Source organism: Pedobacter kyungheensis (assembly GCF_000812965.1).
GTDB lineage: Bacteria > Bacteroidota > Bacteroidia > Sphingobacteriales > Sphingobacteriaceae > Pedobacter > Pedobacter kyungheensis.
Genome location: NZ_JSYN01000021.1, coordinates 66057 through 86141, shown reverse-complemented (window position 1 = coordinate 86141; position 20085 = coordinate 66057). Strand labels below are relative to the sequence as shown.

Annotated in this window: 19 protein-coding genes; 9 read left to right on the top strand and 10 right to left on the bottom strand. The window is 42.0% G+C overall.

The annotated features are described in order from the left end of the window. Nucleotides 1-1088, bottom strand: a 1088-nt coding sequence (locus OC25_RS17845) for a hypothetical protein (RefSeq protein WP_156131523.1), incomplete at its 3' end; no start/stop codon positions are given. Between the two features lie 278 nt (nt 1089-1366). Here OC25_RS17845 and OC25_RS17840 point away from each other — a divergent pair. Next, complete coding sequence (locus tag OC25_RS17840; RefSeq protein WP_156131522.1) at nt 1367-2449, top strand: sensor histidine kinase; 1083 nt, start codon at nt 1367-1369, stop codon at nt 2447-2449. Next, nucleotides 2446-3183: a LytR/AlgR family response regulator transcription factor gene (locus OC25_RS17835; RefSeq protein WP_052266293.1), complete on the top strand. Its 738-nt coding sequence runs from the start codon at nt 2446-2448 to the stop codon at nt 3181-3183. The genes OC25_RS17840 and OC25_RS17835 overlap by 4 nt, the downstream gene beginning before the upstream one ends. On the opposite strand, the gene OC25_RS17830 is transcribed toward OC25_RS17835, so the two are convergent. Further along, nucleotides 3180-6197, bottom strand: a complete 3018-nt coding sequence (locus tag OC25_RS17830) for a lantibiotic dehydratase (RefSeq protein ID WP_039478843.1) — start codon at nt 6195-6197, stop codon at nt 3180-3182. The two genes, OC25_RS17835 and OC25_RS17830, sit on opposite strands and share 4 nt — an antisense overlap. Before the next feature lie 88 nt (nt 6198-6285). On the opposite strand from OC25_RS17830, the gene OC25_RS17825 reads away from it, so the two are divergent. Together OC25_RS17825 and OC25_RS17820 are read left to right on the top strand one after the other, a co-directional pair. Continuing rightward, nucleotides 6286-6711 (top strand): MauE/DoxX family redox-associated membrane protein, encoded by a 426-nt coding sequence (locus OC25_RS17825; RefSeq protein WP_052266292.1) that lies wholly within the window; start codon nt 6286-6288, stop codon nt 6709-6711. 121 nt (nt 6712-6832) lie between these two features. Then, a complete protein-coding gene (locus tag OC25_RS17820; RefSeq protein WP_039478840.1) occupies nt 6833-7132 on the top strand; it encodes a hypothetical protein in 300 nt (99 codons plus the stop codon). Between the two features lie 39 nt (nt 7133-7171). On the opposite strand, the gene OC25_RS17815 is transcribed toward OC25_RS17820, so the two are convergent. The 4 genes from OC25_RS17815 to OC25_RS17800 form a co-directional block, all read right to left on the bottom strand. Beyond that, complete coding sequence (locus tag OC25_RS17815; protein WP_039478837.1) at nt 7172-8512, bottom strand: RagB/SusD family nutrient uptake outer membrane protein; 1341 nt, start codon at nt 8510-8512, stop codon at nt 7172-7174. An 11-nt stretch (nt 8513-8523) separates the two neighbouring features. Then, nucleotides 8524-11661 carry a SusC/RagA family TonB-linked outer membrane protein gene (locus tag OC25_RS17810; RefSeq protein WP_167335409.1) on the bottom strand — a complete coding sequence of 1046 codons (3138 nt, stop codon included), beginning with the start codon at nt 11659-11661 and terminating at the stop codon, nt 8524-8526. A 50-nt stretch (nt 11662-11711) separates the two neighbouring features. Next, on the bottom strand, nt 11712-12308 hold the full coding sequence (locus OC25_RS17805; RefSeq protein ID WP_039478831.1) for a TlpA family protein disulfide reductase: 597 nt from the start codon (nt 12306-12308) through the stop codon (nt 11712-11714). 187 nt (nt 12309-12495) lie between these two features. Continuing rightward, nucleotides 12496-12870, bottom strand: a complete 375-nt coding sequence (locus OC25_RS17800) for a hypothetical protein (RefSeq protein WP_156131521.1) — start codon at nt 12868-12870, stop codon at nt 12496-12498. Between the two features lie 448 nt (nt 12871-13318). Between OC25_RS17800 and OC25_RS17790 the strand changes: the two genes are divergently transcribed. From OC25_RS17790 to OC25_RS17770, 5 genes are all read left to right on the top strand, one after another. After that, nucleotides 13319-13711 carry a hypothetical protein gene (locus tag OC25_RS17790; RefSeq protein WP_039478825.1) on the top strand — a complete coding sequence of 131 codons (393 nt, stop codon included), beginning with the start codon at nt 13319-13321 and terminating at the stop codon, nt 13709-13711. 559 nt (nt 13712-14270) lie between these two features. Continuing rightward, nucleotides 14271-15275 carry an AlbA family DNA-binding domain-containing protein gene (locus OC25_RS17785; RefSeq protein WP_039478823.1) on the top strand — a complete coding sequence of 335 codons (1005 nt, stop codon included), beginning with the start codon at nt 14271-14273 and terminating at the stop codon, nt 15273-15275. A gap of 86 nt (nt 15276-15361) precedes the next feature. After that, entirely contained in the window at nt 15362-15649 is a 288-nt protein-coding gene (locus OC25_RS17780) for a hypothetical protein (RefSeq protein WP_039478821.1), read from the top strand. Nucleotides 15650-15687: 38 nt separating this feature from the next. Beyond that, complete coding sequence (locus OC25_RS17775) at nt 15688-16161, top strand: TRADD-N-associated membrane domain-containing protein (protein WP_156131520.1); 474 nt, start codon at nt 15688-15690, stop codon at nt 16159-16161. Nucleotides 16162-16236: 75 nt separating this feature from the next. Next, on the top strand, nt 16237-16905 hold the full coding sequence (locus OC25_RS17770; protein ID WP_039478818.1) for an AbiV family abortive infection protein: 669 nt from the start codon (nt 16237-16239) through the stop codon (nt 16903-16905). A 125-nt stretch (nt 16906-17030) separates the two neighbouring features. Here the strand turns inward: OC25_RS17770 and OC25_RS17765 are convergent, their stop codons facing one another. The 4 genes from OC25_RS17765 to OC25_RS17745 all read right to left on the bottom strand — a co-directional run bounded on the left by OC25_RS17765 (nt 17031) and on the right by OC25_RS17745 (nt 20042). After that, nucleotides 17031-17267, bottom strand: a complete 237-nt coding sequence (locus tag OC25_RS17765; RefSeq protein ID WP_039478815.1) for a hypothetical protein — start codon at nt 17265-17267, stop codon at nt 17031-17033. A 287-nt stretch (nt 17268-17554) separates the two neighbouring features. Further along, on the bottom strand, nt 17555-18277 hold the full coding sequence (locus OC25_RS17755) for a hypothetical protein (RefSeq protein WP_039478809.1): 723 nt from the start codon (nt 18275-18277) through the stop codon (nt 17555-17557). Nucleotide 18278: 1 nt separating this feature from the next. Next, on the bottom strand, nt 18279-18854 hold the full coding sequence (locus tag OC25_RS17750; RefSeq protein WP_039478807.1) for a RusA family crossover junction endodeoxyribonuclease: 576 nt from the start codon (nt 18852-18854) through the stop codon (nt 18279-18281). 63 nt (nt 18855-18917) lie between these two features. Next, complete coding sequence (locus tag OC25_RS17745) at nt 18918-20042, bottom strand: HNH endonuclease (RefSeq protein ID WP_039478804.1); 1125 nt, start codon at nt 20040-20042, stop codon at nt 18918-18920. Nucleotides 20043-20085: the final 43 nt, after the last annotated feature.

Here is a 20085-nt window from a genome sequence, read left to right as displayed (position 1 = left end):
CGGTTGATCCGCTGGATCATGCGCTGTAACAAATCCCGCACACGCGCGGCAGTATGCTGATCAATACTGTAGAATTCTTTGCTCAGGCTTCCCGGAGAAATTACAGCCTGTCTTTTGCTTTGAAAATAGCTGGCAAAACATTTAAAAATAGACTGAAGGTTTTGTGTGGCAAAAACACTTTCTTCGTAGAGTAACCGAATCAGGCAAGACAGGTGAGCAACTGACAATTCTAATGGTAGTCTGGGAACAGCTAACTGAAGGTGTTTATTTGAACAATTCTCTAACAGCAGGATTTCTTCTTTGAGCCACTCTCCAAACATTGTTTTAATCGATGGCCATGATATATTATAAGCTAAATTTTCCACCTCAGGAGAAGCTGAAACAATAGCCTTTCGAGTGGCTAGATAGTTGATTTTATCCTCAAGAGAAACGAAAGATTTCAATTCCTGATGGATTTTATTTTGTCTGTAAACTAAAAAAGCAAGGTGGTTAAAATTAGCGCTGGAAAGAAAAGAGATGAGATTGTCTTCAGCGTTATCTGAAGAGATATCAATCAAAAGCATTTGCTCAATAATATACTTAGAATAGGCTATTTCCCGAAAGGTATATCGCCTGGTGTAATTAATCATAGCCAGTTCCTCCACCCATTTGCAAGCCGATTTTTTTATCTCAGCGCTTATTTCTGCTTCTTTAATTTTGCTTTTCAGCGACTGAACATCTGCCCTCCATTGTTCAACTGAGCGTTGATGAAAGGCTATAGGCGCAATAGCGTCCTGGTTGAAATAATTAGGAAAATATCGCTTTAAATGATCAAGAAGAGGTAGTAAAGGTCTCAGTTGCTTTCCAGGAATATCGATACCCGACATGCTAAAGAGGGTATCCGAAAGTTTCAGGATACCCTCCAGCTGATAATAGAAATAACGCCTTAAACTTTGATCGGAGATCTCTGAAAATGCAGTCATTTTCCATGCCTCAAAAAGTTGCTCAGATTTTGATTGAAAAACTGGTTCTTCGCCAATAAAAGTGATTGCAGTTTCCCTAGCGCATAACAGTTCTTCAATACTGTGCAGTTCATCTTTAAGCATCATGCTAATCATTCCAACGCCGTCACAACTATTCTATAACAAATGGGTACTGGTGATACTTGTAGTAATACTGGTCATATCAGTATCAGTATCTTTTTTTTTGAACCTACGTTCTGTTGGTTTAAAGTTGCTCACTGAGATCATTTTTTTCTTTGGAAGTTTAAGTAAATTTTTCATGATTTTATATTTTTTATGGTAAATTAAGACTTTATGAACCTTCAAAAATCTTTATTACAGATTTGGAGTGTTTTGGAATTAAAATAGCGATCCTCGCACAGAATATGTTAAAACTAGCCGTAACAAAATCTTTCAAAAAAACTTTTCTGATACACATTATCTGCTGGGCATTTTTTATCACCTATGAATTGACAATGGTGTATATCGCCTACGGCAAACTGGAAAAACTGTACGTCTACTTATTTTTTTACTCTATTAATATTTCTTTTTTTTACGTATTTGCAGCACTGTTGAGCTATACGTTCAAAGTACGGAAACATCGATATCTCAAAGGTATGGCAGGGTATCTCTTATTGCTCGGCTTATACCTTATAATTAAATCTGGCGCGGATTATTTGCTTAGTAGTTCGCCAGCTAGACCACCGATTACAACCATATATGTGGAGAATTTCTTCCAACGGAATATAATGAGGGTCCTACTCTTCACAATTCTAGGGCTGTTTTATTGGTCGGCCGGTCACATTGCATTCTTTAAAAGACAGACCCTAGAAGCTGAAAAGCGAGAGTTAATTATTGAAAAAGAAAAAGCAGAGCTAGAAACCCAGCTTACCAAATCACGCAATGCCTATCTGCAACAACAGATTAACCCCCATATGCTCTTTAACGCACTGAATTTCGTCTACAATAGCACCCAAAAATATTCCAATGATGCCGCACAATGCATTTGGCTATTATCCGAGGTCATGCGTTTCAGCCTGGAAGAAGCAGATCCAGATGGAAAGATCAAATTGGATAGGGAAGTCGAACAGATCGATAATCTCGTCGCGATCAACCGCTACCGATTCAAAGACCCCTTACATCTTAATCTGCAGAGGGATGGTGATTTTAAGAGCAATAAAATAATCCCCCTCATCCTGCTTACGCTGACAGAAAATGTGTTCAAGCATGGAGACCTAACACAAGCGGATTCCACAGCCGTCCTGAAATTGACGGTAGATGAAAACGGATTATTAACTTTTTACAGCCGGAACCTAAAAAAATCAAAGAACGAACATCCCCGCATACGGAAAGCAGTGGGCCTACAAAACATCCGGCTGCGCCTGGATGCATTTTATAGAAGTGGCTACCAGCTGAAAATCGATGACCCCGGAGATTTTTATGAACTTACCTTAACTCTTCAATTATGAACTTAACCTGTTATATCATAGATGATGAATATCATTCGATAGAGATACTCGAAAAATATATCAACCAAACTCCGGGCCTCAAACTTGCCGGCAGTTCTACCAATCCGCTGCTAGCACTCGAAGAACTGTGTAAGATTACCACACCTGATATTATCCTTTTAGATGTCGATATGCCTCAACTCAACGGCCTTGATGTGGCTGACCTTATCGGCTCTGCAAGCAACATTATTTTCACAACCTCCTACCGGGAATATGCGCCGGAAGCCTTTGAGAAAAATGCAGTAGATTACCTGTTAAAGCCTATCAATTACACCCGGTTTTTAAAGGCGGTTACCCGGGTACGCTCAAACATCAGCAGTGCGACAGATCAGGCCAGTATTAATCCATTCTTTTTTGTTAAAAGTAACATTAAAGGAAAGTTTAACCGGATCACGATCTCGAAGATCCTTTATATTGAAAACATTGGCAACTATATCATCATTCATATGAATGATGAAAAAGTGACCACTTACCTTACTCTGGCAGAAGTCCTTTCCAAACTGCCCATCGAAAGTTTTTCCAGGATCCATCAGTCCTATATCATCAATCATGCAGTCATTAATTCCCTGGAATACGGCCAGGTAAGATTGACCGGGGAGGTTAGCATCCCAATCGGTAGCACCTACCGCACATCCTTCCGGGAAAAAATTCAGCCAACTATATTGATTAGTAAAAGAGACAAAAGCGATCACTAGCCCAAAGATTTTTCACGGGCCCTGAGCGAGGCCGTATACTTTTGCAGGCAATAATAAATCAGCAATTCCTGTTGCCTCTGGTTGACGGAAAAAGTCCTGTTCAGTTGCATATGTACCAAATCTGCCAACAGCTCCATTTTTTTATCCTCCGAATATTTTTTTGTAAGCTCATTTAGAACCGACATTTGCTTTAAAACCGGCGAAAGATGTTTTGATAAAGCGCCGCTTTCGGATAAGTCTGCCAAAACCGATTTCATCTCCCGGTACTTGACATCCATTGCAACTTTCAGGGGCTTACCGGCATTAAACTCACCCATAAAGCGTCCGGCTACCCTTGAGAGGTATTCCGTGATAGACGCCAGAGACGGCAAAAAACAAGTAATCATTTGATAGGCCGTAAACATAGCCAGTTCAAATTCGCTAAGTTCAAGCATTCCTTTCCGCCTTAAGGTTAAGACAGCTGCCGCAAGATTACTCCCTGCATAAAAAAGGCCCTCAACCTCTGAAATGAGCGCAGCACCATAACGCTCAATCTCCCTGCGGTAGGTATCTCCCTGAAAATCCCGGACGAGTTTCTCATGTCCGGATATTTCAATTTTTTTACGCAAGGCTACTATTATCGCTCCCAAATCATCTTCGGCTGCCATTATACGCAAGCGCAGGTGATAACCATTTTCGTTGTAGCGGATGAAAAACCACTTTTTGATCCGCTTTTTCTGACTTTTGATAAAAGGGAAGATCACGTTCGTAAGGATTTCATCCGAGGCACGGGGGATACAAAAAATTTTAAAGTATAACCAGCCGCTTCCCAGTAAAAAATCACGTTGCTTTTCGCCCTTGATAGAGATATTCTCCTTTTTTAAAGGCTTATAAATATTATTCTGGTGAGCCAGGAAAGCAACCATTTGTCCAGCAACCGGCTTTTTACCGGCAAGTACAGACCGGTCAGGCAATAGGTATTCCTGGATCGTCACGCGCTTTGATCCTTCAATGCACTGCTGGAAAAAACTAGCCTCAGCAGGGTCGGCCAGATCAAACACCAATTGCTGATCTGTCTCCCCCAAAGAGATGTGGCGGGGCAGGTGGTGCTTTTTGCGGAAGCTATCCAGGGCTTGAATCAAAACATGATTATCCTTTAAAGATAAGTGTGCGATATCAGCATCCCTGAAAATCCATTTGGCGAGGCAAAGAACAACTTTTCCATAACAAACCCGCGGATAATAATTCAGGCCGGGGAAAAAGTTTTCAAGACTAAATGAAAGTCCGGCTTGCAGGCCCTGAAACTGCAGATCACATAAAAGCCTGAAAACCGGGGAATGGTTATTGCGAAAATTATAGGCAGTTGCCAGGCGAGGTACTACCCTTTGCTTCAATTTAACAGACTCCAGTATCAGTTCCTCTCCCTTCAGGGAAAGCAGGAGATCTGCTGGAAGCACAAGGTTTTCAGCCGGCTGTGAGGGATATACATTAAGCGGTATCTCATGAACATAAATGGGTTTACGGCGATTGATATTATCTACATGGCTGTCAGATTGCTGCGCGATATCGGCAAAGACAATATCGGGGTTTGCTGCAGCTTCAATTTCAGCAAGTTCACGGCATAGGCGGTATACGCTGTCACTAAAACATGAAAACCTTCCGATAAGCGCGGTGGCAGTCACTCCGCCCAAACTCTCCATAATCAGGTATTCTCCCGTCGAACGATACATCAACGCCTGCGTCTGGGGCAAAGGCAAACCAGGCCCTACTTCATTTTCAAGCCTCGTCACATCATCGTCGCTGATTTGCAAGGGTGCCCAGGGGTCGCGGAGGGTGTTCCCTACCCACAGTCTGAAGATAAACTGCTGGGTGGTATGCCAGGCAAGACTCCTGTTTTTTTCTTTACCGTTAGCAAACGGCATATCCTCTAAGATATCCTGCTCAGGCATTGACGGTTCCATATCCGCATAATGCAGTCCGCTATCGGGATCCAGCGCCAGTAGCAAAGGCACCTTTTCCTGATCAAAGCGGGACTGGAAATCCCGGATAAAGCGCGACAGGTCAGCAGGCTGCTCCGCCACGTTTAATAATTGTAAAATACGGACTGCACGGGAGAGCTCTTCCTTTTGAACACTATCAGGCCCTCCAACCTTAACCGGCCTTTCCAGGGCTGCATAGAAGGGCTGTTCTTTGTTAAATTTTGGATCAGCCCCAATCCTGGTGATATCCCGGGCCAAAACTGACAGGGATACACCATCTGATAAAGTGATTTTGGAGTTATTTTTCCAGAAATCCTTCCAACCCGGTAAGCTGGGAAAATCCTGAATCAACTCCTGATCAATGACCCCGCCCTGACTGGCAGCAAATATAGCCCCTGCATCTAGCAAAAAGCCGATGTAATCTGCTGCTTCTGAAGTTGAGCATTCACCATGCTCCATCACCCAGCTTATTGCTACTTTTTTTGACACCTTTTTTGAATCTAAAAATGCGATCAGCTTCACATTAAATTTTTCGGCAGCTATCCCCTGCAGGGAAAAGTTAAACTTGCCCCGATCATCCAAAGCTGATTTCGTGTAGCGCAAAACATCATTAAACCTGTACAACATCGGGTTAACTATCAACGTTTCAGCCAGATCGCTATCCACCCTGTTTTTTAGTTCCCTTAACATCGCCTGGTCCGGCAACAGGTGAAGTACCGACTCATCTGCCTCAGAGAGCCTCACTTGACCGCCGCTCCCCCACTGGAGTAAAGTAAATGACGAAAAGCTACCGAAGGGTGTAGACCTGAAGCACATCCGATTGTAATATTTGAATAGGCTATGCTTCTCCTTATCTGTTAACCGATCGAAATCAAATTCCTTTTTTTCCAGCAAGTGATAAAACCCGGCACTCGCCAGAAATACAGCATTCCGGAAAGCCCACTCCTGAAGTACCTCTGGCAATCGCGAAAGATCATAACCACTGAAGCTATAATAAGGTGCCCTTAAAAATACCTTCGGTAAAAACCGGTAAACCATAGACCCGCTTTCTTTCATCTCATCCTTGTTTAAAAGGGTATAATACCCATCTCATACTGTTTTAACTTTTCTAATCCCCATTAATTTGTTTCATAATTCGTCTATCATGAAAGCAATCCTTAAATTAACCGTGCCGCCACTGCTCGTACTGTTATTTAGTTATGCGGCATTCAGTAAACTCTTCACAATTACAACTTTTGATGAGCAGCTCCACAACCAGGCTTTTCCAGACTGGCTGGCAGATTTTCTATTGTATTTTTTGATCCCGGCAGAACTTATTACCGCACTCCTGCTATGTTTCAAAAGGACCGTAATACTTGGTCTGCTGGGTTCAACGCTACTGCTACTAGCTTTCACCGCCTACATCACGCTTGTACTGGCAGGTTATTTCAGCAAGACACCCTGCAGCTGCGGCGGGGTATTAAATGGCCTCGGATGGAAATCGCATCTCATTTTTAATCTTGTATTCACCACACTAGCTATAACTAGCTTAACTATTTACCTAAAGCAGGAGGTTCGTGACAAAGAGTAATCATCACACCCGGGATACCGGTCCTATCCAATACGAAAACAATCAACTGATCGCCAGACCATACAACCAGATCGACTTCATTTATCCTCCCTTAGCGGAGATCATTTAAAAACTAAATATCATGTCAAAAAAATTCAACTTAGGCCTTGCAGCCCTTGTATTAGGGTTCGGCCTTATCACCTCACAAAGTGCATTCACCAACAAAAAAACCACTTACTACCACTACAAAACCGGTAATGGCCCTGTTTACGAGACGAGCTCATGGGAACCTGCGGAAAGCCCTTCTTCGTTCGAATGTAGCGGGAACCCGGAAGTACCTTGCACGATTGCCATCGAAACTTCGCTGTCTACCTACCTTTCAGGTAAAGACAACCAGGCCGTTCTGAACTCTAAAGAATTGATTTCAGCCAGAGAGCAATAACAGTAGTCAATGGTGCAGATTAATGCTGCACCATTGCATTTAAGGATTCTGCGGAAGACCTGCTACCTCGATCACCCGTTCGGGGATCGGAAGGGTAAAGCCCGTACTGTTAGCCTTAAGCTGATAGGTCACACCTTTATAGCTCCTGCTAAAAGAAATACCTGCATTTTCCATATTCAACCTTTTCACATCTACCCACCGCAGCCCCCTGAGCAGCAGTTCCTTTCTGCGCTCCAAAAGAACTTCAGTAAGCACCGCTTGCTGATCACTTCCTGTCCTGTCCAAGAAAGTATTTTTCTTATACCGGTTGCGCAGCAAACGGTTTAAATCAGCCAACGCATCTACAAGCCTGCCGGCCCTGGCCAGGCATTCGCTCCTGATCAGCAGGATCTCATTTACAGCCACGCCGCTAAAGAGATTCGAATTTCCTTCATAGCTTCCCTTAAAACCATAAGTTCCGTTTTTGTTGTCACTGAAAAATACAGTCTTTCGCAAGTCATTCGCCTCATAGAGCGCATAAAGCGCTGGATTGATCTTGCCCCTTGCATTGCTCAGCATCAAAGAAGTAAAGTAACTATCCTGCATTACCTCAACATTAAATTGCCCAATGGGATAACTTGCTGCTGCATTTAACGTATTATAATCCAGCAAATCAGCCTTTAGCGATAAACAGGAATCAGCATACAACTTTGCCAGTTCGTAATTGCGCATAGATAAGTAAACCCGGGCGAGCAGGCCATAAGCGGCAGGTTTAGAGGGCCGTATCACATGTACCGCTTTAAGCGGAAGCGCCTGAGCTGCCCTTTGCAGATCGGAGATTACCTGCGCATAACCTTGCGCAACAGTTGCCCGCACCGAGGGCACATTAAAGTCAGACGCCAGCTTGAGTGGTACGCCCAAATCTGACTGCGACTGTTCACCATAGGCGTTACCCCATATATAAAGTCCACGCAAATGGTTTTTCGCCCGGATGAAATAGGCCTGGCCTGAAACATTGTTCCATTCGGCAGCATTACTGGCAGTTTTGCCAATTTTAACGATAACCTCCAACACCACATTGGTACGGTTAATGGCCCTGTAATTATAAAACCATTCATTACCATCCTGTAAAAAGATATTGCTGCGCTGCCAGGTATACATGTTGCGCTCATTTTCAGGCCGTGCAGCTAAGTCTGCATCGTTCAGGTACACATCATCCGTGCTGATTTCGGCCGCATTCCCATCTACATAATTCAGCACCTGATATTGATCGAGCAAAGCCTGCAGGTCTGTCAGCGTTTCAGGTATGGCCTGGTTCTGGTTGGACTTCTCGTCCAGAAACTTCTTGCATGAGCTGCAAAACAAAAGCACCATCATGCTTAAAAAAATTAACTTTTTCATATCGCTTAAGCTTATAAAGTTGTTTTTAAACCAAATGCAATGCCCCTTGAATCAGGTATGCCCACATAATCCGGATCGATCCCTTCTTTGTTGGCCCGCCAGATGATCCCCAGGTTACTCGCCACTACGAACACCTGCAGTTTGGAAAAGCCTGTCTTTTTTAAAACGGCAGGCTTAAAATCATATCCTAAGTTCACATACTGCATCCGGATGTGGTCGCCCTTTAATACGTTGATCTCCGATCCCCAGTAAAACTCATCTCTGAGGTCCGAGTTGGGGTAAATCAGGCTCGGCACATTGGTCTTGAGTTCATCACCCGGTTTTTGCCACCTGCTGGCGTAGTCAGCAGGCCCTTGCCTAGCTATCATGAGCGAACCGTAATCGAGTGCATTTTTCCTGAAATAATACCCCAGCTTAAAGCTCATCCTGAAAGCTAGCGTAAAACCACCATAAGCAAAACTATTGCCCAGCCCGCCGGTAAGTATGGGGAGCGCGGTACCGTGGTATACCATATCCTCGAATTTAAGCGAGCTCCCCATCAGCGCATCGTAGTTTTTACTCACCGCCCCGTTCAATATCCCTTGAGGATCGCCTGTTGCAGGGTCCAGCCCCGCCCATTTTAAAGAGATCATCCCATAAAGGGGATAACCCACAAGTCCTGTATAATTAACATCCCCGCCCAGTTTTCCCCTGCCATTAAAAGTGCTGTTGTAATTCTTAATCACCCTATCTTTATAATAGTTCAGAAAGAAGTCCGACGACCAGCTGAACCTGCCCGTTATATTTCGGCTGCTGAGTTCCAGGTCCAGCCCATCCCCCGATAACACCCCTGAATTCTTCACCAGCGTAGCACCCACCCCTGCCGTCAAGTCTATCGGGGTCTGCGCCAAAAGATCGACAGATTTTTTGCGGTAATATTCCAGGCTGCCCTTTATCCTGTTTCCACGTAAAGCAAAGTCGAGCCCCGCATTGAACATAAAAACCCGTTCCCACTTTAAATCCGGATTGGCATAATTACTAAACACCGCGTAAGGGCTTTGGGTAAATACAGAATTGAAGCCCAAGTAAGTAATCGTAGTCACTGCCGTAGTCCTTGGGTCAGTGTTCCCGCTTGCTCCAAATGTGGTCCTGAGTTTCAAGAAAGAAACGAGGCCCCCTCCCCAGAATTTCTCTTTGGAAACTTCCCAGCCAAACCCAGAAGAAAATAAGGGGGTCCATTTATCATTAGTATTGAGGCCATACAGATTGGATGCATCCCTCCTCCCGCTCAATGAAAGCGTATAGCGCTCATCAAAGGTATAGGCCAGGTTGGCAAACAGCGAAACATAACGGTTGAGCGTTCTTCCCATAGCGTCCCTGTTTGGCACATTTTGGGTACTTCCGGTAACAAAGGTTTTAATGGAGTTCAGGTAATCTACAACCGAAGTGGTTAAGGTGGATTCATTTAGCCCATATATCCGCCCTGTGCTGGTCTCGACGCCCGTGCTCCTGATTTCTCCACCAATAATCCCCGAGAGCGAATGCCTGCCCATCACTTTATTGATATCTGCCTGCACCCTTGCATTATGCGCTGACAGTAAGGAATAATCCTGATCGCGAATACTGCCCAGTGGGATATTTCGCTTTAACGCCCCGGAGGCATCAATAGAAGAAAACACATTCACCAGGTTACGCACATAATAACTTTGTGGACTATTGATCCTCGTGATCTGCCCATCCTGCTGCTCAAACTGGTAGGTACCGGCCAGTTTCAACCACCCGGTCAGCTGATAAGCTGCCCGAAGCGATGCCAAAACATCGTTCACTTTATTTACCGAGCTGGCATACTTATCATCCTCCAGCGGATAATAAGACCAGTCCAAAAGTTTACCGTTTCCGGCACCATTAATATAGCCCGTCCTGTAATCCCTGATTACTGAAAGCGCATTTCCCGACTCATCGGCCAACTGCGTATAAGGTGGAAGGATACCAGTAGCGGAGTTGATCTGCGACGGGTCTGTTTTACCGTTTTTAATGTTAGAAAGGGTCAGCATCAGATTTCCGGTCAGCGTTAACCGCTTGCCAAGCTTAAAATTCTGTTCCGTCTTTACATTATAACGGCTAAAAGGCGCAGCAAGCGAGCTGACATTATGGTCAAAACCTGCCGATAGCAGCCAGTTCCTTTTCTCCGTACCAGCCCCCAGCTGCAAACTGTACTGCTGGGCAGTAGCGTTCTGAAAGACATAACGGTTAAGCTGCTCCCGCAAGTCATAGCCCCTTAAAGCATCAATCCGCAAACGCGCATCTGTAGCACTGATCAGCCCATCGCGCGCTGCAATACGCAGTTCAACCACCTCAGAGAGCGGCGGGTGAGAATTGTCTGTTTCAAAACTGCTGTAATAGCCCTTATCAAAAAGATAATTCTCCAGATCTATAAAATCACCTACACTAATCCTGCTCTGGTAATACTGATCAGGCTTTGCAGTCACTTTCAAGTTGCCCGAAAAAGACACCTTCAGTTTATCATTAAACCTCGCCTTTTTGGTATTGATCACAATCACCCCATTCCCTGCCCTCGCACCCCATATAGATGCCGCAGCTGCATCACGCAGCACGGTAATACTCTCCACATCATTTGGGTTAATGTTGCCCAGATCCCCTTCATAAGGAAAATTATCCAACACTACCAGCGGGCTTCGCGGCCCCTGCAGCGTACCAATCCCACGGATAATAATCCCGTACCCTTCACCACCATTACTCTTACGGTCTATGCTCAAGCTACTGGTCACCCCTTCCAGCCTGGAAACAATATCCGTAGCCACCTGCTCATTGAGCAATTTACCCGATAACTTTAAAAACGAACCCGTCGCCCGCTCTTTAGGCAGCGTCTGATAACCAGTACTCACTTCCACCGTTCCCAGATCCTGGTCCTTTCCACTGAGCACTACCGAAAACAAACCAGTAAAAGGCAACGACACTACAGTATCCAGCCTGACAAAGTTCATCGCCGAAAACGACAATTTAACTTTCCCGGCCTTTATCCCCAACGCAAACGAGCCATCATCCCTGGTTAACACCTGTCCACCAACCCCTACTTTTACCACCACTCCTGCAATCCCTTTCCCATTTCCATCCACCACTACACCTTTCAAAGCTTCCTGCGCTTTCAAACGGGAAACACAAAAAAGCAAAACAAACATTATAATAATCCTGCGCATAACTAATATCCCGGCTCCCTAAACCGCTTTAATTTACTCACTGCCTGCACATACATACGGTTACGCTCCACCATCATCACCACGTTTTCTGCTGTCAAAAAATCACTTGAAGTAATCCCTGCTACCTCTCCACCGATGATCCAGACATAATGCGGGATAGCCCGGTGTGGAAAAGCCTTCAAAAACAGCTTATCCTCCACCACAAATGGCAGCCCCAGCCCAGCCAAAGCCCCATCCGGCCTAGCCTTCACAATCAGCGAAGCAACCGTATCACCCGTGCCAACGGAATTCACCAGCAACACTTTAAGGTCATCAGGAAACTTTTCCTGCATTTCCTCCAACAGCGGAAACTTTTTCAGGCAGGACCCACACCAGCTTGCCCAGAAATCAATAATAATCAGCTTATTAAAATCACCCGAAAGCGAAGCCGTAGACAGTTCCATGCCTTTAAGCACCCTACTCTCTAAAGCAAGAAACGAACGTGGCAGCTTTGCACCCACATAAAGCGGTGCAATGCTATCAACCTGCTTGCCTTGAGCCCATAGCCCAGTACAGATACTGCAAAGCAGCAATAAAACACAATAAATATTTTTTCTCATGATTAGTTGAATTAACGGTTACCGATCAGCCATCCAGGTTCCCCAAAGAAAACCACCACAAAACATCATTATTCCGGACACACAGTTCCAAAAAAAATGGGCGTAGCAATAGCAGGAAGCATAATTTCAGCTTCATTTTGATTGATTTAAACCGTAAAAAAATTAGAAATTAAACTGTAACCTGTCCTTAAACCTCCGAACCAAGCCCATCAGTTTCACCCTGCTCAACCAACGTCCGTACCGCTCCGACCAGTTCGATCAGCCCATCGAAAACCTCACCCACCTCCTGTTCACTGATACCCAGTTCCAGAAAACCTTTTTTATCATTCAAGGCATATCCCTGAAACACCTCCAGCAGCACAAGTTTCACCTTTTCTAAACTATAACTTTCACAAAATACCTCAAGCACCTGTTGGGCTGATTTTAAAGCAGGTTTTCCAGAAAGATATAAAGGTGAACTCATTGAATCGATGTCAAAAAGCTTTAATGATTTTTTTATAGCGCTAGCAGCTAAAGCCCAAAAACAAAAAAACAGGGCGGGCTGCATTATTAAAGAACCCATAAAAATCATTAACCATTTAGGTCCCGCCTGCCCTGCCACCCCTCAAACAGGATTCTTTGGCTTAATAGCATACAGCCAGTCAAAAGGAAACTTTTCATTTGCGTACATACGCTCCGGTTTATATTTTGTAGGGAATAATCTTTTATCAATTCCTTGAAGTGATCACAATTGATGGCGGTTAATTTGTTCGTTTTCATAAACGGTAATTTTATGTAAAACGATGTAACCTAAAAGCAAGTGGAAACCAGATTGGTGAGAAACCAATAAGACGAACTCCAATGCTTTTGAGTGAGGTACCATCAAGAACCACTCAAGTCAAGGCTTGAGTGCTGCAAAAGACTAACATGAAGTCCGCCCTATTGAATATAAAATATCGCGGAGATAACAAAACTCAATAGATACGGCGAACTCACGATCATCTCATGTGGAAAGTTTAGCCTGAAACGAGGTGGATAGTTTCATTGAAATACGCACCATATCGACAGAAGAATATCAGCAGATCAAAAAAGAATGCGAAAATGCTATTTTAAGGTTTGAAGCGGAACTAAAGGAATTGAGCCAGCAGGTAAACCAAGACCTGGATATTGAGGATTTGGCAGACTTAGCATTAATAAACCTTAAAAACCTGCCTGAATTCTATTTAAACGCAGATTCTGATGTAAAACGAGCAATTACCGGTTCGATATATTACGAAAAATGGATTTTTGACGGCGAATTACATCGCCCCCCAACTTTTCCGCTTGATCCAGCATTCAGGCTATCAATTTTGCCAAAGAAAATCAGCAAAACAAAAAAGCTCCAGATTTCTCTGGAGCTTTCGATGTGCTCCCTTTCGAACTGAACTCAAATAAATTCGTAGAAGATTTAAAAAAAATTGCTCGACTAAGCGAACTTGTTTCTCAGGAACCTCTTAGTAGGGACTTCACTTTAAAATATAAACGAACATGGAAAAAAAAGAAAGGTTAAAAACAGCTTAATTTGCTAAGCAAATGCTGTTTTGTTTTAATTAGATCTTCGATTCAGCAAATGTTAGCCGCCTCTAGCATAGTATTTTTATGAAAAAAAGCCATACTAATACCTACTAGAGACTCGCTAAAATCGACAAAGAAAATAGCTTTATGACTACTAGTGAAATTCGGGGGGGTAAATAAAAGCCCCCCCCCGAATTTAATTTTCAATCAATTGAAGTCTTGAAATACCACTGGAAGTCTTAGCTCTTTCCATTCCAGCACATTATTGAGTAACTTAGTGGTACCTGACGTTCTATGGATAAAAAAATAATTCACAATAATAAGGTTCCAGACAAAACCTACATCAATAAGGCCTTTCCTCAGTACCAGGTGGTACAGAACTGCAAAGGTGGAAGTAAGCGAGTATTTGAGGATAATTATAGATAAAACATGCTGGAAAAAGTAATACAACTCATTGAATATGAATCGGAAAATTCACGTTTAGATTTTAAACGTGTCCAATACCCGCTTGGAAGTGCCAAACATAAAGGAGAGTTTTTAAAGGACTTATCTGCGATGGCCAATGGTCAAGCCGAGGAGGACAAATACATTATCATTGGCATCTCCGAGAATGGAGGTACTGCTGAAGGTTTCATTAACATTGAGGAATTAGTCAGCGAAGCAGATTATCAGCAGTTTCTAAATAGCTACATTGAGCCAAACATTAATTTCGAATACCGTTCGTTTGCCTACCAGAATCATCAACTTGCCTATTTTAGGATATATGATAATAATGAAAGGCCTTATTTGTTCAAAAAAGATTTTTTTATGGCCGAAACTGGAAAACCATCTGGCTTTAGGACAGGTGATGGTTATATCCGGTTGGGCAGCGGCACAAAAAAAATGGAAAGAAAAGATTTCGAACGCATCTATAAATCCAGACTTGATGCACCCGACAAGAAAGATTTCATAGAAATTGAAACCTATATTGGAAATTCTACTAATAGTGAAATTAGAGGAAAGAACTTCCTAGACTTTAAAGTCAGTAACCAATCCTCTGAGCAAATCCACCTAGATGTTGAACTTAGAATTGATGCTAAGGGCGCCTCACTGATCATTGCCGAGGATCTAATACACCAGGAATTTGTTCATCGGCAAAGAAACAAAAGAAACAGTAACCTATTTGGCTTTACGGATTTGCCAAGTGTATATATGCCGAATTTACATGTGGAACTAAAAAAAGAGGATAGTGAATATGTAATTAAAAGAACTAGAAGGGCTAATAGCAATGGTGCTGTAACTATTCCACAGTATGATTCAGATGGCGATATTTTTCTTTCAGATTTGATTATAATCCCGGAATTCACTAAATATATCAAGGGTAAACTAATTTTACGAAGCGATGCTTTTAAGGGAGCGCCATTGATTAAAGAGCTAGACTTCAATTTTGGTTAAGGTCAAAAATCGAGTATTAGCATAACATTGTTAACTTTACATAATTTCAATCACGGTCTTCCAAACAAACCAAACTAACAGAAAAAATGAACGCTCAAAAAGACAACCTTGTATCAACTGACTCAACAAAGTCTAAGGAAGAAGAAATAGGAGAAAGTATTGCCTCGATTAAAAAGAGAAAGGAACATCTTCTGCAGCAAATTAGAACATTTAACTTCACATGGTATGGCTGGTTAATCGCGTCGACATTCGGAGCAGCGTTTATATATATCATGAAGCTACCGTTAAGTTCAGAGGATTATGAACCGTCTAAGATTTTGATAAATTTTATTCTCGGGGCATTTGGCGGAAATTTTATATACGCCTATTTGTAGGCGCCTTTCGGTTTATGTTCTTCGCAAGGCTCAGAAGATTGGAATTGGATTTAGTCAAGGCTGGCGCAGATGAATTACAAGAAAACATAGAAGAAAACTTTTTTACCAAACTTGTTCAAATTAATTTCAAATATCTGGACCAATATTACCTCCAAACCCAGGAGCAGGCTGATAAGAGTTTCAGACTTTCAGCATTTGCTGCGATCATAGGCCTATTAATTGTCGTTTCAGGGATAATTATGATGTACCTTGGTAAAGCTGAACCTGCGTATGTGACAACTGCTGCTGGTGTCTTAAGTGAGTTTATTGCCGCGATATTCTTTTATTTCTATAACCGCACAATTTTAAAAATGTCTCAATATCACCAAAAACTTGTGCTTACACAGAACATTAGCCTAGCACTTAAAATTACAGATGATATGGAGAGTGATCAGAAAGCAAAAAGTTTAGAAGTCTTGATTGATCGATTGACTTTGGATGTTAATAAGCACCTATCCGACACAAAAGAATAACCCAATTGGTACAAGTGACATGTCTACCATTTTTGGGCTTTTCATGCCAGAATAAACAACTAACCTATCTTTAACGTGAATCCCAAAAGTCAACCTGTTAGAAGCTGGACTTCCTTGACGCCCAGAGAATATACTGATATCGTTCCCATAGTGATCAAAAATGCAAAGCGACACTTTTTATGTGCAGATATATTGGCCCAAAATGACCAGTCTCAAAATGCAATTTCCCACTTAATACTGGGATCAGAGGAATTAGTCAAATCGTTTTGGTGCCTATTGATGAGCCGAAATATTAACCTGAAACAATTACCATGGTTCACCAAGCTTTTTTATAACCATAAGGTTAGGCACGAACTGTTAAAAGATTTTTTCTCAGTTTATCTTTTTGTTTTTAACTCTACCCTACCCACTAGGTCCAAGGGAGATAGCCTATTAAAAAATATCCAGATACTATTAAGCCGTAGTGTTAGTGCTTACGGAAACTATAATTGGTGGAAAAGAGCTGATGATTTGAAACAACAAACTTTTTATGTGGACTTTAAAGATGGCATACTTGATCCCTCTTCATTTACAAAAGCTGATTACCATATTGCACTCAATTATATTACGCTCTTTAAAGAAGATATGGGTAAATTGATTGCCAAGGTCAACAGTTTATCTGATCAGGAATTACATAACTTAATCGATGAATTTCAATTTTTCGAGATTGATAAGTTGAGACAAGAGGCCTATAAATCCAGATAGTTAATTAGAAAATATATTATGTGATATAAGAAAACCGAGCAATAGCCAGGCTTTGTTTTTTAATGATCCTTCATATTTCCTTACAGAAACCCTGGAGAAAAAACCGATAATATTATGCTAGCTTTTCACATCACCTTTTTCCCTTTAAACCGCTCAACAAGTTCATTCTGTCGTCTATCCTCCCATAGCCTCCTCATTCTTTCATCATTAATCACCTGATTAAGAGAAAGAATTGCCAAATTATACATAAAATCCATCATCAGCCTTGCTTCCTTGAGACTAATTTTCCGACCGTAACGTTTTAGTATCCGCACAGCCATTTCCGGAGTTACGTTTCTTCTTTCAGGGTGTATATTAATCATAACATTGAAATTTATGCCTTTATATTGGCATTACCTGCTTTGAAGTGATTCCATTTTCTGATGACTGCAAGTTTCCGATGCTAATAATATTCATCAAATTTGCAATGCTGGTCGGATACCTGCAATGTTGGCTAGATAATCTGATGTACTTAAAGTTAAGAATTTTTATAAGGGATAACAACAATCCACTATCTAAAACTGGAAGATTTCCATGCGACCAGGTCTTTATGATTTATAAAATTAGGTTCCAGCTCGTATAATGGCCCCAATTGCTTTACACATATTGATTAGCGAATTCGGGAGAGATAAAACTGAAAATCTCTTGTTCGTACAGCGCCTTCAAAATCAACTTCATAGATATGAAGTTGTTCAGGTGATACTGGCCTAAGCAAACGAAAATTATAAAACTGAAGCCTTTCAAACTGTTGAGCAATGGGCAATGTTGGAAAAATGTTTCGCAATTCGTTAAGCTTTTCAGTTGCGTCAGTTCCATCTTCGAAGCTCAAATCTGAGTCAGCAATCTCCCTGATCTCAATCATTACTGGTTTAGCAGGCACCTCTAAATACTGACGTATGTTCAAAACGTCCAGTTCCTTGGGGATCTTTGGCTCATTTCCGGTAGAAATCAGTATACTCAAAAGAACCATGCATTTCTCTAACAGTTCGCTGCCGACATGATTTTCGCAGGCATAAGTAGCTGCGCGAATAGTACTGGCAGAAACATATACACCGTCATGCTGAAAATTTAATTTTAGTCCATCAATATCAAGTGTACCTTGCGCTATAGTTGCAGTGATAGATGCCCGGTGAATGTCAAATACTTTGCTTTCGATTTTAAGGCTGATAATGTTATCATATAGGAATTTCAAAAGATCCAACAATCGCCAGTCTTTGCTGGGATTTATTGCTCCCAGACCAGTTTCGCGTATCGAATTTAAGAACACTGTTGAAGTACCATGCCAATAACTATATCCGTTCCAGGTGGCGTGCGGGTATTTTTGACTCATCATATTATTTCCATTTCTCAAAACTGTAAAGTGCCGGATCACCAAAAATGCCGCGCCGGGTCGGTGTTATTTTTGTAATTCCAATAAGTAAACCGTCAACTTCCATTGGGTGAACAATCTTTTGAGAAATCAAAGTTGATACTTGAGAATCATCATCAAAGGCCACCCCATTCAGCGCATCCAGAACGCATTTTGCCAAATTATCGACATCTACTTCATTGTACCTACCCTTTAAAGTGCTTACATTTATCATTACCTCAACCTGCTCTGGCCTTCTTATACGGTTTTCTTCAGTAAAAATGTTCTTCGCAGCATCTTTGACATATTCTGTAAACCGTTTAATCGTATCACTATCTTCCGATTTCTGGTACATGTTGACAACAGGGGTTTCTGTCCCATCTTCGTTTTTAACAAACGCTTTAAGCGGTACAAACTTGTCCTGTTTGGTTGGCACCGGTGAACTAAGCATCAAACTTATTAAATGATCGATAGCTGGATTCTGGTAAATGGAATAATTACCATCGTCATTGGCATATTGCTTCATTTGCATTTTGTATTGATCTAACTGCTTTTTCTTCATTGTATTAAATAAGTTCTTTGTTTAGTTTGAGTTTTAATCTGAGGAATAGAAATTGAAAAATCATCAGGAGCCAGATTCTTTCCTACCGTTGAATTTTGGAAATTCAGGTTTTTCGTCCCCCTCATAGATGACCATCCTTACGATCTCATCAGGTTTAAATGCGATACCAGTAATTTCGCCAGTCTCTGGATTCATTGCACCTAGCTGTGTAAGATATTCGGGATCCATGCCAAAGCTCATTTGCTGCACTTCTTCCATTTTTTCATAGGAGGAAAGATCACGAATTTCCGAATGGCAAGTAGCGGTGCCGGGGTCGCGGTACAGTATTGGCGGACAAAAAGGCAAATCAACTTCTCCAGTTTGATAAAGGCCGCTACGAATATCTTCGATATTGTAATGCAAAGGGAATTGAAACACCATGTGCTGAAAATGAAACATGAAAAAGTGGGTTGGAAGTTTGGCTTGCACCTCACGTTTCTTAAAAAGATAACATACGGGCAGAGTCATTCGGAAATCAAAAGGCAGATCAAAATAAACGATTTTACACATGCCCGCTACCCAGTCATACTTTTGCTCGCTCAGGATAAATTGGTAAGCCCTTTGATGTTGACCAGCATCTTCTTGTGGTAAAACCGATAATGCAATTTTAAATAATATCTTATACAGATTGATTGGGATGTAACCGTGCTTTTTGTAAGTTATAGTACAGCTGCCCGTCTCTTTATCAAATTTAAACGACTTATATTGATCGCTAGTTTCTTCAATATTAAAAGCCCTGCCCCCATAAAAATCTTCATCTTTTGCCCTTACCGTATTTGATTTTGAGTCAAAGGTGGGAATTCCTCTTTTGCCTTTTATACGAAACAAAGTTCTGAATATCCCTAAGAAATAGGCCAGATCGTTTTCATATTTTGACAATTGCTGGTTACATTTATCACATTCAAAATCTGCAAACAGATACTTATTACCAAGCATTTCGGGGATCAGATGTGATACACTTTTAAAGGCTCCGGGATCGTTCTTTCTACCGCAAAAACGGCACACCCTTTCAGACTTTGGTTTCCCTTTGGGCTGCACTTCGGTGGGCGTAATGATGACATCTTGAATGTCGTAGTGCATTTGAAAATGCTCTAGCGCCTCCCGATATTGGGAAAATGTAAAATACTCTATGCTTTTTTTATCTGCCATTCCTGTAAAGATAAAGATAACTTGGCATCGTTCTCTCTACAAC